We start from the raw sequence: 14,453 nt of genomic DNA on the forward strand, positions 1-14,453 counted from the left end.
GCGGCGCCCGCGGTCAGATGCGCCAGGAACGGAGCACGCCGGCGATGTCGTAGATGCTCAGCCGGGTCTCGCGGACCTTTCTGATCAGGTCGGACAGTGCCCCGTAGGGCGGGTCGATTCCCTCTCCGGACTGGTCCATGTACTGACCGGTGACGAAGGCCGCGAAGAGGCTGTTGCGGTGGGGGAGCGGTTCGAGCCGCACCACCGTGTGCAGGAGCGCGGCGGCGCGCCAGGCGCTGTCGGGGTTGGACGCGGCCAGGGTAGGCATCCGGGTCCTGTGGCGGGCCACCGCCGCGACCAGGGCCGAATAGTCCGTGACCGACACGTCCTCGTTGTCCAGAGCGGCGTCCTGGACGTCCAGGAGCCAGGGGACATCGATGTACAGGGGCTCGCTCATCAGGCGGCGGTGACTCCCTCGCCGCGCTGGGACGGGGGGATCTCGTCCGGGAAGGCCTCGTCGAACTCGGCGCGCAGCCGGTCCGCCCACGAGACGGCCCCGGCGACGAACCGCTTGCGCTGCATCTCGCGGACACCGAGGTCGTGCATGTACTGCTTGAGGCTCTTGCCCTCCGCCGCGGCGGCGGCGCGGACGCCTTCCATCTCTTCCTCGGTGAAGGTCACGTTCAGTGATGGCATACGGGCATGGTACCTACTCGGTACCTGATGCGCGACTCACCGGACGGGAGAGAGTGCCCCGGCATGTCGCGGCCCGCCCGGCCACGAGGGTCGGCGAGGATTTCGCCGATCGCGGTTCCAGGAGCACGGCCCGGCGGCAGGAGGCAGCGGTGACGATCGAGCGGGTCGGACTCGTGGTCCACGGCGGTCGCGAGGGCGCCGCCGAAGCGGCACGGGAGGTCCGGGAGTGGTGCGACGAGAACGCCGTCGCCTGCACGGACATCGACGTGTGGAGCGATGCCGGGCGGCACAGCGCCCGCGAGGAGGTGGACGCGGCCGGCGGCCCGGACCTCGTCGTGACCCTGGGCGGTGACGGCACCTTCCTGCGCGGCGCACGGCTGGCGGCGGAGAACGACGCCCTGATCCTGGGCGTGGACCTGGGACGAGTGGGGTTCCTGACCGAGGTCCCCGCCCCGGCGGTGCGCTCCGCCCTGGACGCCGTCCGGGACGGCGGGCTGGAGCCGGAGAGCCGCATGCTGCTCACTCTGCGTGCCTCCCGGCTCCTGGAGATCCCCTCGGAGATGGAGGCGCTCCTGCGGTACGGGCGCGGTCCCCTGCTGCCGCCCCCGCGGGTGCGGACCGACTGCGAGAGCGGCGACGAGTGGGGCATCGCCCTGAACGTCACGGCCCTCAACGACGTCGTGCTGGAGAAGCTGGCCCGGGACCGGCAGATCTCCGTCGGCGTCTACATCGCGGGCCGGCTGCTCGCCTCGTACTCCGCCGACGCGCTGCTCGTCGCGACCCCGACGGGATCCACCGCCTACAGCTTCGCCGCGGGCGGCCCGGTCGTCTCGCCCCGCGCCGAAGCGCTCGTCTTCACCGCGGTGGCCCCGCACATGGCGTTCGACCGCTCCGTGGTCACCGCACCGGACGAGCCCGTCGGGCTGCGGATCCTCGAACGGTCGGGCCGGGCCGCCGTGAGCATCGACGGACAGCTGCGGGGCGTGCTCGATCCCGGTGACTGGCTCGGCGTCTACGCCGCTCCCCGGCGGCTGCGGGCGGTGCGGCTGGGGCCCATGGACTTCTACGGCCGCCTGCGCGAGCGCATGCGGCTCACCGACGCCCCGGCCGCGGTCGCCGACGGCACGCCCGCCCCGCTGTGGCCGGTGAGCACGCCGCCACCGGGAGACCTCGACCATCTGGCGCTGCCGGTGCCGGGTGCCGACGGGACCCTCCGGTGATCTTCTCCGCGAAAAGCCGTAAACATCTGCCAACGGCGTACAACCCCCGAAGGGGTGCGCCGAGGTGACTACCGGTCGTACGCCGGGCCGGTGTACGTGTCCGCACGCGGCGCCGGACCGGGCGGGGGTTCCGCCGTACGGCGGAGCCCCTTTCGCCCGATGGGGAGGCAACGGCCGCCTCCTTGCGCGACGCGTCACACATCGGTTCGCGACTCGGTCTCATGGGTGGAAGGTCTCCGCAGCCCACCCCCCGAAGGAGCACGACGTGAGCGACATCGTCCTCGAACCCGCCGCGCAGGAATTCGCCGACGCGACCGCCAAGCCGCCGCTGCTGTACGAACTCGGCGTCGACGGCGCCCGCAAGCTGCTCGACGACGTACAGGCGCAGCCCGTCGAGAAGCCCGAGGTGGACGAGGAGTGGACCACCGTCCCGGCCGGCGTCGGCGATGTACGGGTCCGCATCATCAGGCCCGCGGGCCGCACCGGCACCCTGCCCGTGATCCTCTACATGCACGGCGGCGGCTGGATCCTCGGCAACGCCGGCACCCACGACCGCCTGGTGCGCGAGCTGGCGGTGGGCGCCGATGCGGCCCTGGTCTTCGTCGAGTACGACCGCTCCCCGGAGGCGAAGTACCCCGTCGCCGTCGAGCAGGGCTACGCCACCGCCCGGTGGATCACCGCGGAGGGCGCCGGAAAGGGCCTCGACGCCTCCCGCATGGTGGTCGCCGGTGACTCGGTCGGCGGCAACATGAGCGCCGCGCTCACCCACCTGGCCAAGCGGCGGGGCGACGTGACCTTCCTGCACCAGTCGCTGTACTACCCCGTCACCGACGCGGCCCAGGACACCGAGAGCTACCGGACCTTCGCCCACGGACCGCATCTGACGGCCAAGGCCATGGAGTGGTTCTGGGACGCCTACACCACCGACCCCGCCGAGCGCGCCGAGATCACCGCCTCGCCCCTGCGCGCCACCGAGGAGGAACTCCGGGGCCTGCCCCCGGCGTTCGTCGTCGTCGACGAGAACGACGTGCTGCGCGACGAGGGCGAGGCCTACGCGCGCAAGCTGGTCCGGGCCGGTGTGCCGACCACGAGCGTGCGCTACAACGCCGTCCTGCACGACTTCATGATGCTGAACCCGGTGCGCGGCACCCGGGCGGCCGGCGCGGCCGTGGAGCAGGCGGTCCACGTGCTGCGCAAGGCCCTGGGAACCGACTGAGCACGGCGCGAGCCGCCCGGAGCACCGCCGGACGCGGACGACCCCGTCCCCACCCCGCCTCAGGCCGGCTTGCGCCACACGGAGATGTGCTTCGCCGAGTCCTCGGTGAACGCGGACCCGTCCCAGTCCGCGACGCGTCGCTCCAGCTCGAGTCCGGCGATCCGGGCCATCAGGTCCAGCTCCGCCGGCCAGGCGTACCGGTGCCGGGAGTTGTCCCGGCGGTAGGAGCCGTCGCCGGGGTCGCGGGTGAAGTGGTTGGAGACGAGGATCTGCTCGACCAGGTCGAAGGTGTCGAAGCCGAGGTGCCGCTCGGAGACGTCGAACGGCACCGCGACCTGCCCGGGCGGCAGGAACCGCAGCGGTGGCACGCCCAGCTCGATGACGAATCGGCCGCCGGGGCTCAGATGCCGGGCCGCGTTGCGGAAGCACTCGACCTGTTCGTCCTGCGTGAGCAGGTTGGAGATGGTGTTGTACACGAGATAGACCAGGGTGAACTCGCCGGGCACCACGGTCGTGGCCATGTCCCCGAGGGTCACCGGCAGCGTCTCCTCGGCGGCCTTGCGCCGCAGGACCGCCGCCATGTGCTCGGAGAGCTCGATGCCCGCCACCGGCACGCCGCGTTCGCGCAGCGGGACGCCCACGCGTCCGGTCCCGATGGCGAACTCCAGTGCCCGGCCGTCCCCGGCGAGCCCGGCGAGGAAGTCGAGGGTCGGTCCCAGCACGGCGGCGGAGCCCATCCCGGTCTCCGCCTCCTCGGCGTCGTAGCGGTCGGCGGTCTCACGGGTCCACAGCTGGCTGCTCGTCACGGGCGGCCATGTTGCCCGGCGCGAGGCGCGCTGTCGAAGCATTTACGGCTCCGCGCGCAGCCGCAGCAGATACGTCGCGGTGAGCGCGACGGCGCGGTCCCCGTCCCGGGACAGCTCCGCCAGGGCACTGGACGCCCGCGTGCCCGGGATGCCCGCGAGCGCCTGCGTCAGCCGGCCGCGCGCGGCCGCGTCGGTGGTGTCGTCGGCGAGACGGCCGACGAGCCCGGCGGCGATCCGGTCCGCCGTCGCGGTGTCGCTCGCCAGCACGCTCAGCGCGTCGGCCGCGTCGGTGTCGTTCCGTCCCGCCACGATCATGTCGAGCAGCGTCGGCACCGCCTCGCCCACCCCGCGCGACCCGAGCGCCAGGGCCGCGTACCCGCGGACCGCGGCGTCGCCTCCGTCGAGGGCGTGCCGCAGCCGCGCGGTGGCCTCGGCGCCGGACAGCTCGGCGAGTGCCCGCACGGCACGCGCCCGCACCTCGGCCACCGGTGAGTCCAGGCCCCGGGCCAGCAGTGCCGCGGCGTCGTCGCCCGATCGCGCCAGCGCCCAGCGAAGGGCTCCGGCGACATTGGTGTCCGTCTCGCTCAGCGCCGCCTCGACCAGGGCCTCCACCGGCACCGCGGCCTCCTGGACCGCGGAGAGGGCCGCCCGCTGGCGTGCGTCCGCGCTCTTCGAGCCCAGTGCCTGGAGGAGCGCGACGGCCTGCAGGACGTCCTCCCAGCCGGCCGGGCCCGCCGCGTCGATCCGGCGCAGCCGGGTGAGCAACTCCGTCTCCGCCGCGATCCGTTCACGCGTGCGGTGGATGAGGTCGTCCACGAGCGCCGCGGGAGCGAACCCGGGTTCGTCGAGCGCGCGGCCGATCTCGCGCAGCGACAGTCCCAGCGACCGCAGGCTCTCGATGTGGAAGATCCGCCGGATGTCCGCACGCGAGTACTCCCGGTACCCCGAGCCCGTGCGGCCCGAGGGCCGCACCAGGCCGAGCGACTCGTAGTGCCTGAGCATGCGGGCACTGACCCCGGACCGTCGCGCCACCTCACCGATCAACACGTTCTATCGTCCCTCGTGACCGGACCCGCCGAGGGCCACGACGCGCTTCGCCTCCTCGATCGCCGCCTCGAACCCGGAGTCCGGGTCGCGCAGCAGCCGCCGCGTGGCCAGGGCGTGCGCACTCACGTGCGGGGCGGGGGCGGTCGCCGCGGCCTCCAGAGCCGACCCCGCCGCCTCGCCCAGCGCGACCAGCGCCCGGCTGAGACTCAGCTGCGTCTCCCGGTCGCCGCGCCCCAACTGCGTGGCCAGCGACCGGGCCAGAGCCTGCTCCTCGCCCTCGGGGACGAGGACGACCGCGGCCCGCCAGGCGCTGCGCGCCACCTCGTCGTCGGCGTCGGACAGCACCGCCCCGGTGACCGCCGGCCACGCCCGCCGGTCCCCGATCTTGGACAGCGTGTGCAGCGCCTGGCTGCGCGCCTGCGGGAGCTCCGAGCCCACCTCACGGACCAGCGGGGGAAGCGTCGCGGCCACCGGATGACGGGTGAGCGCCCAGGTCAGCATGTCGCGGACGAAGAACTCCGGCTCGACCGCGGACCGCTCGACGAGCCCGTCCACGAAGCGCGGGTCCGGTGCCGTGCCGACCGCGAGGGCCGCCCGCAGCCGCACGGACGCACGCGGGTCGGCCAGCCTCTCGAATCCTCGCAGGGCATCCGTGTCCTGTCTCGCCATGGTCATCGGGACCACCTCCTGGGCAGCCAGTGAAGACCTTGTCACGGTGTCAAGGTCAAAGAAGTGGTGGTAGGGGTGCCCCCGTGCGGGAGAGGATGGGTGCCATGACGGGAGAGAGTTCCTCCATCGACAGCACCAGGCCGAGCATCGCCCGGGTCTACGACTACCTGCTCGGCGGCAAGGACAACTACGCGGCGGACCGCGAGATCGGTGACGTGTTCAAGCGCGACCTCCCGGGTTCGGCGGCGATCGCCTTCGCCAATCGCGCGGCGCTGACGCGGGCGGTGGGGGAGATCGTGACGAGCACCGGGGTGCGCCAGTTCATCGACCTCGGCAGCGGCCTGCCCACTGCCGACAACGTGCACCAGGTCGCGCAACGGCGGGCACCCGAGGCCCGGGTGGTGTACGTCGACACCGATCCCCAGGTCCTCGTCCACGGACGGGCGCTGCTGGAGGAGAACGACCGCACCCGGTTCGTACCCGTCGACGTGCGCGACCCCGAGGGGATCCGCAGGCACCCGGACACCCGGGAGCTGATCGACTTCGACCGTCCGGTCGCCGTCATGTTCAGCGCCATCCTCCACCACGTCAACGACGACGAGGACCCCGCCGCGATCGTCCGCTACTGGCGCGGCCAAGTGCCGTCCGGGAGCCTCTTCTTCGTCAGCCACTTCCGCTCCGGGAACAACCCGGAGACGGCGGAGGCCGAGAAGGTCCTCCAGGCGACGTTCGGCCGGGGCCGGTGGCGGACGGACGCGGAGATCGAGGCCCTGCTGGACGGACTGGAGATCCTGGAGCCGGGGATAGTGCCGGCGTCCTTGTGGCGTCCCGAGGCGGCCGGCGGTACGCACGACGGCGGCGGGGAACGGGAGTTGACCGTCTGGGAGCGTCTCATCGCCGCCGGGATGGCCCGCAAGCCGTAGACCCGGCCGCCCGGTTCCCACGCTCACGGGCTCACACGCCGAGCGCGTCGGCCAGTTCGTCCAGCGCCTCGAATCGTCCGTCGAAGTTGTCGGAGGCCGTCGGCGGATCTCCGCCGGGACGGTGCACGTACGCGGTCCGCATGCCCTGTGCCCGGGCGCCGCGGAGGTCCCAGGCGTGGGCGGCCACCATGAGCACACGGTCCGGCGGGCACCCCGCGGTGGCGACGGCGAGCCGGTAGACCTCCGGCGCCGGCTTGTAGGCGCGGACGCTCTCGCCCGACAGGGCTCCGTGCCAGCGCAGCCCGGCGTGCGCGGCGATCCGCGGCACGGCGGTGCGACCGGCGTTGGAGAGACCCAGCACCACCAGGCGCCGCGCCAGCCGGTCCAGCCCGGCGGCGGAGTCGCCCCAGGGCAGCAGGCGCCGGCCCGCCCCGGCCAGCCGGTCGACGGCCGCCGGATCGCCGACTCCCGCACGGTCGGCCACCAGCCGGGCGGCCTCCGCGTCGATGATCCCGCTGTCGGCGTACGGGCGCTGCCCCCGCGCGATGCGCCGCTGCTCCCGCTCCACGTGCCCCTGCCACAGGGCGAGCAACTCGTCGACGGACGCGTCGTCGGCCGCGGGCACCGCCTCCCGGATCCCCGCGCGAAGCCCGCCGGGCTCGTCCACCAGTGTGCCGAGGACGTCGAAGACGACGACCTCGATGCCGCGGATCCCACCAGCCATGCCCGCCCTCACTCCTTCTCGCGCGCGCTCGCGCCCTCTCGCCGTCGAGTCACCACCTCAACAGGTGACGACGGGATCCACCTTGCCGACCATGCCGTCACCGGTCAAGATGGTGACGTGGACTTCGCCTTCGTGAGTGGCAACCCGGCCCTCGACCTGGCCGGTACCGTGCTGTCCCGCCGGGACGAGCCGGTCGACCTGCTGACAGTGCCCGCGGACCTCGAGCGGTGGGTGGCCGCCTGCGACGGGCTGCCCGACCGTGTCACCGCCACGCCCTCGGCCTTCGACGCGGCACTGACCCTGCGGGAAGCCGTCTACCGTCTCGCGCTCGACCGCGTCCTCGACCGCCGCTTCGACACCCCCAGCCTCGCGGTCGTCAACGACGCGGCCGCCGGGCCGCTGCCCACCGTCCGGCTCGGCGACGCGGGGGTGCGGATGTCCGGGGACCTACCCGCCGTACTGACCCACGTGGCCAGGAGCGGTATCGCCGTGCTCGCCGACCCCGGCGCCCGCCTCAAGGAGTGCGGCCGCACCGACTGCACCCGCGTCTATCTCGACCGTTCGCGCGGCGCCCGGCGCGCCTGGTGCGGGATGGAGGAGTGCGGCAACCGCGTCAAGGCCGCGGCCTACAGAGCCCGCAGACGCACGTCGGGGGAGCGTGCGTGAGCGGACCGGAGACGCCCTCGTCGACCCGGCCCGCCTCGACCGCCTGCCGCGGTGATGTCAGCTTTTCCGTGTGGCAGGTGTCGTAGCGGTATGTACGCCTGCCACCTCACGATCACGATCATGGCGGCGCTGATGAACGGCCGCGGCCGCGGGCCTCACGCTGTACTTCGTCGGCGCCGTCTGCGCGCACGTCAGGTGAGCGGGGCGGGGAGCTCCGGGACAGCTCCGAACGAATCGCGGCACCCTTTGCGCAATGGCGCGAATCGGCTGTTATCCGGCCCGCGGGAGCGACTACGGTGGCCTCGACGCGAGTCCGACCGGCGCGACCGGCGGCGAGCCGGGCGAAGCGGGGGAGTGGACGAGGACGTGGGACAGTGCCGCAGGCCGCCCGGGGCGGTGGGCGGGTGACCGGCCGCCCGGGGCCCGCGGTGCTGCCGCCGTGGCTGCGCGTGTGGCTCGGGCTGATCGCCTGCCTCGCCGCGCCGGCGGTCCTCGTCCTCGGGGTCGTGTACGCCGACGAGAGCGAGCCGCGCGAGTGGGACATGCGGATCTTCGCGGCGGTGGACGGGGTGGGGCCGCCGTGGCGGCACGTCGCCGTGGTCACGGACTTCCTCGGGGAGCCCGCGGGAGCGGTGCTGCTGGTCGCGGCCGTCGTGACCGGCTGCCTGCTGCTTCGGCACCCGCGCGCGGCGGTGTTCGTCGTGACCGGGGCGGGCCTGACCGTGGGGACGACGACACTGCTCAAGCCCGTGGTGGGGCGCACCATCCACGGCGACAACCTCTCCTACCCGAGCGGGCACACCGCCTTCCTCACCGCGATCGCCCTCATGGTGTCGCTGCTCGCGGCCGGACGCCTCGGTCTCGGCAGGGTGGCCGGCACGGCCTTCGTGTTCGCGGCGGGGCTGGTGGCCGGTGCGACCATGGGCTGGGCGCAGGTCGCCCTGGGCTCCCACTACGCGACCGACACCCTCGGCGGCTGGTGCACCGCGCTGGCGGTGCTCCCGGTCACCGCGTGGCTGGTCGACCGCACGGCTGACCGGCTGACCGACCGGTGGGCCGGCCTCCCGGCCCACCCGCCCGACGAGTGGACGGCCGGCCCGCCCTCCGACCGGCGGGCCGAGCGGAGGGCCGACGCCGGTCGGCAGCAGGGCCGCTGACGTCACGCCGGCCCGCGTCGCCCCTCCACAGTTCACCCGGCCTCACACCAGGGGGCGGAACACCGGCTTCACCGGCCGTCCGGCCATCCAGGGCGTGGGGTCGGCCGCGTCCAGCGCCTTGCGGTACACCGCACACGCCTCGGCCACCACGTCCACGGTGCGGTCGAGGTCGGCGTCGCCGAGCGCGCTGCTCACCACGAAGGACGGGGCCAGCACCCCGCCCGCCAGAAGTTGGCGCAGGAACAGGGTGCGGTAGGGCTGCGACGGCTTCCCTTCCTCGTCGAGGGTGGCGAAGACCAGGTTGCTGGCCCGGCCCCGGACGACGACGTGCTCGCCGACGCCCATGCTCGCCGCGGCCTCCCGGAGACCGGCGGCCAGCCGGTCGCCGAGGGCGTGCAGCCGCGCGGTGACGCCCTCCTCGACGTAGGTGGCCTGCACGGCCATCGCGGCGGCCAGCGCGTGCGTCTCCGCCCCGTGGGTGGTGGACAGCAGGAAGACCCGGTCGCCGGAGTGCCGCAGTCCGCCGAGCTCCATCAGCTCCCGGCGCCCGGCCAGCGCGGCGACGGCGAACCCGTTGCCCAGCGCCTTTCCGAACGTGGAGAGGTCGGGGACGACGCCGTACAGGCCCTGCGCGCCCGCCTCCGACCAGCGGAACCCGGTGATCATCTCGTCGAAGACCAGGACGCACCCGTGCCGGTCGGCCAGCTCGCGCAGACCGGCGAGGTAGCCGGGCGGCGGCTCGGTGTGGGTGGCGGGCTCCAGGATCAGACAGGCCACCTCGCCCTCGTGCCGGGCGAGCAGTTCCTCCGTGGCGGCCAGGTCGCCGTAGGGGAACGCCACGGTCAGCTCGCTGGTCGCCGCCGGAATCCCGGCGGACATCGGCGTGGTGCCGATGAACCAGTCGTCGACCGAGAAGAACGGATGGTCGGCGCAGACGGCCACCCGGGGCCGTCCGGTGGCGGCGCGGGCCAGACGCACCGCCGCCGTGGTGGCGTCGGAGCCGTTCTTCGCGAACTTCACCATCTCCGCGGTCGGCACCGTGGCCAGGAAGCGTTCCGCGGCCTCGACCTCCACGATGGACGGCCGGACGAAGTTGCTGCCCCGGTCGAGCTCCCGTCGTACGGCCTCGGTCACGCGCGGGTGGGCGTGGCCGAGGCTGACCGACCGCAGGCCGGAGCCGTACTCGACGTAGCGGTTGCCGTCGACGTCCCACACGTGGGCACCCCGGCCGTGGCTGATCACCGGGGCCAGGTTCTCCGGGTACTGGTCGTCGCCCTTGGCGTAGGTGTGCGCGCCGCCGGGGACCATGGCGTGCAGCCGCTCGTTGGCATGCCGCGACCGGGGCAGGCCGAACTCTTCGGCGTTCACTTCGCTCTCACCCTTCCCGGTGCTTGAGGAAGTCGGCGAGGCTCGCCGCCTCCCGGTCCCGGGCGGACACCGAGGTGACCGGCAGTGGCCAGTCGATGGCGAGGTCCGGGTCGTCGAAGGCGATCGTCACGTCCTCGGCCGGGTCGTGCGGGCGGTCGATCCGGTACGAGACGTCGGAAGTCTCCGTCAGCGACTGGAAGCCGTGCGCGCACCCCGCGGGGATGTACAGGGTCGTCTGCGTCTCGCCGGACAGCTCGAAGAACGCCCGGCCCAGGTAGGTCGGCGAGTCCGGCCGCAGGTCCACGACGACGTCGAAGATCCTCCCGTTGGAGCACCGCACCAGCTTGGCCTCACCGGCGCCGGAGCGCAGGTGCAGGCCGCGCAGCACGCCCCGGACCGAGCGCGACACGCTGTCCTGGACGAAGGCGGCCGGGTCGAGACCCACCGAGCGGACGACATCGGCGTCGAAGGTGCGGCAGAAGAATCCGCGTGCGTCCGCGTGCGGCGTCGCCCGGAACAGGTACGCGCCGGAGATCTCCGGCACTTCGGTCGCCTTCATGGTGCCTCCCGCAGGGCGTGGGCGTGGTCGGTCGCCGGGAACAGCGCCGTGGTCAGAGCCGCGAACTGGTCCTCGACGCGCCGGGCGACGACGAGGTTCCGCTCGTAGAGGGTGCGCCGCACCGGGCCCGACCGCCGTTCCAGCTCGCGGAACTGTTCGAGCAGCCGGTCGGCGTCGGCCTCGCGGGCCGGGTGGCAGTAGTCACCCATCCCCATCTCGGCCATCAGGGCGTCGCTCTTGGCCGAGTAGCTGAGCGCGAGGGTCGGTGTGCCGACCTTCAGGGCGCAGACCAGGTTGTGGTACCGGGTCGCCACCACGCTGTCGGCACAGGCCGTCTCCTTCATCAGGTCGGCCAGTGAGGCCGCCTCGGCGACGGTGACCAGCGGAGAGCCCACCGCGTCGACGATCGCGGCGGCCACCGGCCGGTCGAGCTCGTCGCCGGTGAGCAGCCGGACCGGTCGGCCCTCCTCGGCCAGCGCGCGGACGAACCGCGTCGTCCCGTCGAGGTAGCGCCGGTGGATCTCCTCGGCCACGTCCCGCTCGTCGTTGCTGCCGTGGAAGTCCATCACGCCGACGCAGACCGGGCCCCGCGTCTCCCCGGGCTGGCTCGCGGACGGCCGCCCCGGCAGGGCGAAGACCAGGTCCGCGTAGACCCCGTCCCGCGCGGTGCCCACGCCCATCGCCCGCATCGCCTCGCGCGACTGCGTGTCCCGGTACGAGCGGTACGCGGCCAGCCGCGTCGACCAGCGCGTCAGGACCCGGGTGGCCCGGTTGCCGATCGGGCCCGCGCCGACGCTGACCAGCGCCACGCGGGCGCCGGTCAACCGGCCCGTCAGGCACAGCAGGAACAGCGAGTACGGGAAGCCCCAGGGCCTGAGCGGCAGCGTGGTCTCCAGGACTCCGGTGCCCGGCACGATCACCGCGTCGTGCCGGCGCACCCAGGCGGCGGTGCGGAAGACGTCGACGAGCTTGCCCAGGGCCTTGGCGGCGATCGCGCTCGCCCGTGAAGCGGTCCGGTACTCCCCGCGGTACCAGTTGAGCCGTGTCGCGGGAACCCCGTACCGGGTCGCGACGGTTTCGGGTCCGCCGCACATCGCGTCCACGACCGCGTCGGGATGCGCGGCCCTCAGGTGGTCGAGCACGGCTTCCAGCGACCCGTCGTTGCCGCTGTTACCGGCACCGAACAGGCCGAACACGCCAATGCGTAAGGGCTTTTCGCGCATGGAGGTCATGCCTGCCTTCCCTCGCGGCCGGCGACCAGGTCGTCGACGGAGACGGTGAGCCGGTCCGGGTCCACGGGAGCACGGTCCTCGACCCGCTCGCCGGCGCCCGGCCGGACGCGGCTGGTCATCCACGCCGCCAGATGGCGGTGGCAGGCACGCCGGTCGGCCGAGGACAACGGCGCCCGCCCGATGGCCGAGGCGAAGCCCCAGACGTACTCCGCGAGCAGCCGGGGAGTCGGGTGCAGCCGGCCGGCCCGGCGCGGGTCCAGGTTGACGCACCGGGAGCGCTTGGAGGGGTTCGCCCGCTCGGCACGGGTGGGATGGTCGCGGCGGAAGTACAGCAGCTCCGGCACCTGGTGGAAGGGGCCGTGCAGGGTGATCTCGGCGACGAAGGTGCGGTCCGCGTGGTGGTAGCTGTCGTGCGGCTTCACGCGGCGCAGCATCGCGGACCGCATCACCCCGTAGAAGTCGTCGCCCCCGGGCTCGAAGAGCAGGCTGCGGAAGCGCTCCGGAGCGCGCGGGGAGTCGGTGGCGAGCCCGTACTCGTAGGGGACCTTCACCTTGCCGTCGCCGTCGATGACCGCCTGGCCGGCGTGCGCGAGGACCACCTCCGGCCGCTCGTCCAGCGCCGCCACACAACTGCGCAGCAGGTCCCGGGCGTAGAGGTCGTCGTGCGAGGCCCACTTGAACAGCTCGCCGCGGCACTCGGTGAACACGTAGTTGTGGTTCGGCGCGGCGCCGATGTTGCGGGGCAGCCGGATGTACCGGATGCGCGAGTCCTGCGCGGCGTACCGGCGGCAGATGTCCTGGGTGCCGTCGGCCGACGCGTTGTCGGAGATCACCAGTTCGAAGTCCTCGTAGGTCTGCCCCAGGAGGGCGTCCAGCGACTCGGCCAGATACTCCTCGCCGTTGTAGACGGGAAGGCCGATGCTCAGCCGGGGGTGGGGGGTCATGTGGTCCTCACTTCGGGAATGGGATGGTGGTCGCGCTCGCGCAGGGCGGCCCGCAACTGCAGCCACCACACGACCGAACCGCAGACGGACGCGGCGGCGGCGCCCCAGGCCGAACCGACCGTGCCGCCCGCGACCGCACCGCCGAGCCCGCCCGTGACGTAGCAGGCGGAGGCGAACAACTGGCAGCGCAGACTGCGCCGGGCCGCCGCCAGCGCGCGCAGCCCGGCCGCCGCGCCGGTGCCGAGCCCGGCGCCCGCGACGCTGAGCGTGACCGGCACGATGAGCTCCGCGGAGGCGCTCCAGACGTCACCGAGAACCAGCTCGCCGAGCCGGTCCGGCACCAGCAGCAGCGCCGCGCCCCACAGCACCGCGGCGACGGTCTGCCCGGCGCCCAGCAGGAAGCAGAACTTCCCGAGCCGCCGCGGGGCCTGCCTGAGGACCCGTGCCGCCTCCGCGACGGTGACCAGCGACAGCCCCATCAGCACGGCGAGGAACGGGCCGAGCAGCAGTTCGGCGCCCCGGATCACACCCACGGCGCCGACCCCGACGATCGCGCCGAGGCCGTACGCCCGTATCTGGCCGGCGCCGCTGACGCCCACGTTCTCGACCAGGTACCGGTAGCCGAGGTCGCGGTGGTCGCGATGCCACTCGCGCGCCCCGGCCGGCTTCGGCCTGATGCCGGACTGGAACCAGCCGTACACCCCGGCCACCGCGGCGGATCCGCCCCAGGCGAGGAGGAAGGCGGGCACGCTGCCCACGCGGGCCGCCACCACCATGGCCGGGACGAGCGCGACGGCCCACACGACGTCGTTGACGAACGCCTTACGGCCGACGCCGGCGGCGAAGAACGAGTACCGCCAGGCGTCCTGGAGCAGCAGCCCCGGCAGTACGACGCCGAGCGCGGCGAACGCGGCCCCCACCTGCCCGCCGATGGCCAGCCCGGCGACCAGGGACACCGTGCCGATGCCGGCGCCGACCAGCAGCGCGGCACCCGACGCCCGGGTCACCGCGCCGCGCCAGGACGACTCCGGCACGCCGCTGAAGCGCACCACCAGCGGGTCGGTGGCCAGCCCGCGGGAGACGTTGAGGACCACGCCGTAGGTCACCCAGGCCAGGCTGAAGACGCCGAACGCGGTCAGCCCCAGGGAGCGCGCCACGTAGATGCCCACCACGAAGTTGGACAGGCTGGAGGCCGCCTGGTCGGCCAGCCCCCAGGACAGCCTGCCGACGACGCCCCGCCGGGCGGGTTCCGCCGGTGTCGTCGTCTTCTCCCCTTCGACGGTCAT

Annotated in this window: 16 protein-coding genes; 5 read left to right on the forward strand and 11 right to left on the reverse strand. The window is 73.6% G+C overall.

The annotated features are described in order from the left end of the window. Window positions 1-13: 13 nt before the first annotated feature. Both ACH4D3_RS18185 and ACH4D3_RS18190 read right to left on the reverse strand, forming a co-directional pair. Window positions 14-397 carry a toxin Doc gene (locus ACH4D3_RS18185; protein WP_398323143.1) on the reverse strand — a complete coding sequence of 128 codons (384 nt, stop codon included), beginning with the start codon at window positions 395-397 and terminating at the stop codon, window positions 14-16. After that, window positions 397-636, reverse strand: coding sequence for a hypothetical protein (locus ACH4D3_RS18190; protein WP_003978454.1), 240 nt, complete (start codon window positions 634-636; stop codon window positions 397-399). Before ACH4D3_RS18190 ends, ACH4D3_RS18185 begins: the two co-directional genes overlap by 1 nt. 149 nt (window positions 637-785) lie before the next feature. Here ACH4D3_RS18190 and ACH4D3_RS18195 point away from each other — a divergent pair, with 149 nt between their 5' ends. Then, on the forward strand, window positions 786-1,856 hold the full coding sequence (locus tag ACH4D3_RS18195) for an NAD(+)/NADH kinase (RefSeq protein WP_398323145.1): 1,071 nt from the start codon (window positions 786-788) through the stop codon (window positions 1,854-1,856). 265 nt (window positions 1,857-2,121) lie between these two features. After that, complete coding sequence (locus tag ACH4D3_RS18200; protein WP_398323147.1) at window positions 2,122-3,072, forward strand: alpha/beta hydrolase; 951 nt, start codon at window positions 2,122-2,124, stop codon at window positions 3,070-3,072. 59 nt (window positions 3,073-3,131) lie between these two features. On the opposite strand, the gene ACH4D3_RS18205 is transcribed toward ACH4D3_RS18200, so the two are convergent. Genes ACH4D3_RS18205 through ACH4D3_RS18215 form a run of 3 tightly spaced genes read right to left on the reverse strand, consistent with a single transcriptional unit; the run spans window position 3,132 to window position 5,600 of the window. Then, window positions 3,132-3,878: a class I SAM-dependent DNA methyltransferase gene (locus ACH4D3_RS18205; RefSeq protein WP_398323149.1), complete on the reverse strand. Its 747-nt coding sequence runs from the start codon at window positions 3,876-3,878 to the stop codon at window positions 3,132-3,134. A 42-nt stretch (window positions 3,879-3,920) separates the two neighbouring features. Continuing rightward, complete coding sequence (locus ACH4D3_RS18210; RefSeq protein WP_398323150.1) at window positions 3,921-4,925, reverse strand: MerR family transcriptional regulator; 1,005 nt, start codon at window positions 4,923-4,925, stop codon at window positions 3,921-3,923. Between the two features lie 3 nt (window positions 4,926-4,928). After that, a complete protein-coding gene (locus ACH4D3_RS18215) occupies window positions 4,929-5,600 on the reverse strand; it encodes a HEAT repeat domain-containing protein (RefSeq protein ID WP_398323152.1) in 672 nt (223 codons plus the stop codon). Between the two features lie 98 nt (window positions 5,601-5,698). Between ACH4D3_RS18215 and ACH4D3_RS18220 the strand changes: the two genes are divergently transcribed. Then, on the forward strand, window positions 5,699-6,517 hold the full coding sequence (locus tag ACH4D3_RS18220; RefSeq protein ID WP_398323154.1) for an SAM-dependent methyltransferase: 819 nt from the start codon (window positions 5,699-5,701) through the stop codon (window positions 6,515-6,517). Between the two features lie 31 nt (window positions 6,518-6,548). Here the strand turns inward: ACH4D3_RS18220 and ACH4D3_RS18225 are convergent, their stop codons facing one another. Then, a complete protein-coding gene (locus tag ACH4D3_RS18225; RefSeq protein ID WP_398323156.1) occupies window positions 6,549-7,241 on the reverse strand; it encodes a haloacid dehalogenase type II in 693 nt (230 codons plus the stop codon). Between the two features lie 117 nt (window positions 7,242-7,358). Here ACH4D3_RS18225 and ACH4D3_RS18230 point away from each other — a divergent pair, with 117 nt between their 5' ends. Both ACH4D3_RS18230 and ACH4D3_RS18235 read left to right on the forward strand, forming a co-directional pair. Continuing rightward, entirely contained in the window at window positions 7,359-7,907 is a 549-nt protein-coding gene (locus tag ACH4D3_RS18230) for a CGNR zinc finger domain-containing protein (protein WP_398323158.1), read from the forward strand. A 404-nt stretch (window positions 7,908-8,311) separates the two neighbouring features. Continuing rightward, window positions 8,312-9,064 carry a phosphatase PAP2 family protein gene (locus ACH4D3_RS18235; protein WP_398323607.1) on the forward strand — a complete coding sequence of 251 codons (753 nt, stop codon included), beginning with the start codon at window positions 8,312-8,314 and terminating at the stop codon, window positions 9,062-9,064. 42 nt (window positions 9,065-9,106) lie between these two features. Here the strand turns inward: ACH4D3_RS18235 and ACH4D3_RS18240 are convergent, their stop codons facing one another. Genes ACH4D3_RS18240 through ACH4D3_RS18260 form a run of 5 tightly spaced genes read right to left on the reverse strand, consistent with a single transcriptional unit; the run spans window position 9,107 to window position 14,453 of the window. After that, window positions 9,107-10,432 carry a glutamate-1-semialdehyde 2,1-aminomutase gene (locus ACH4D3_RS18240; RefSeq protein WP_398323160.1) on the reverse strand — a complete coding sequence of 442 codons (1,326 nt, stop codon included), beginning with the start codon at window positions 10,430-10,432 and terminating at the stop codon, window positions 9,107-9,109. A gap of 7 nt (window positions 10,433-10,439) precedes the next feature. Beyond that, entirely contained in the window at window positions 10,440-10,991 is a 552-nt protein-coding gene (locus ACH4D3_RS18245; RefSeq protein ID WP_398323161.1) for a dTDP-4-dehydrorhamnose 3,5-epimerase family protein, read from the reverse strand. Beyond that, window positions 10,988-12,223: a polysaccharide pyruvyl transferase family protein gene (locus ACH4D3_RS18250; RefSeq protein ID WP_398323163.1), complete on the reverse strand. Its 1,236-nt coding sequence runs from the start codon at window positions 12,221-12,223 to the stop codon at window positions 10,988-10,990. The genes ACH4D3_RS18245 and ACH4D3_RS18250 overlap by 4 nt, the downstream gene beginning before the upstream one ends. After that, complete coding sequence (locus ACH4D3_RS18255; protein WP_398323165.1) at window positions 12,220-13,167, reverse strand: glycosyltransferase family 2 protein; 948 nt, start codon at window positions 13,165-13,167, stop codon at window positions 12,220-12,222. Before ACH4D3_RS18255 ends, ACH4D3_RS18250 begins: the two co-directional genes overlap by 4 nt. After that, the gene (locus tag ACH4D3_RS18260; RefSeq protein WP_398323167.1) at window positions 13,164-14,453 is read right to left on the reverse strand and encodes a hypothetical protein; all 1,290 of its coding nucleotides are present in this window, start codon (window positions 14,451-14,453) and stop codon (window positions 13,164-13,166) included. The genes ACH4D3_RS18255 and ACH4D3_RS18260 overlap by 4 nt, the downstream gene beginning before the upstream one ends.

Origin of the sequence: Streptomyces sp. NPDC018026 (genome assembly GCF_044327745.1) — a bacterium.
Taxonomy (GTDB): Bacteria; Actinomycetota; Actinomycetes; order Streptomycetales; family Streptomycetaceae; genus Streptomyces; species Streptomyces rubrogriseus.